Genomic DNA, 384 nt, shown 5'->3' with positions numbered 1-384 from the left:
CGACCTGCTCGACCAGAGCGTCGCCTCGGCCGAACGGCGCCTGTTCGAACTGCGCACCGCGGCCGCCGACGACGCCCGCATCCTGGGCGCGCTCGGCGACGGCGGCCTCCTCCCGCCGAGCCCGGACGTCCTGGCCACCGTGGAATACCTCGGCGAGCAGGGCATCCCCGCCCTCCCCGGCTGGCGCTACCTCGCCCAGGCCGTCGACCCCGCCGACCACGCGGCCGTCCTCGCCGCCCGCCCCGAGCTCGTCGACGGCGTCGTCATCACCGACCCCGACGCGCACGCCCGCGCCCGCGAGGTCCTCGGCGCCGCCGCCCTGCTGCCCCGCTCCGCCGTCGCCGTCGGCACGGCCGCCGCACTCCTCGCCCCCGTGCCCGACCC

Annotated in this window: 1 protein-coding gene; it reads left to right on the top strand. The window is 79.4% G+C overall.

Going from position 1 to position 384, the window contains the following annotated elements; genetic code table 11:
* Nucleotides 1-384: hypothetical protein (locus G3I41_RS13445; RefSeq protein WP_164400446.1), on the top strand; the 384-nt coding region annotated here is incomplete at both ends.

The organism is Streptomyces sp. SID9727 (genome assembly GCF_010550605.1).
Classification (GTDB): domain Bacteria; phylum Actinomycetota; class Actinomycetes; order Streptomycetales; family Streptomycetaceae; genus Streptomyces.
This window is presented reverse-complemented; position numbering and strand designations above follow the sequence as displayed.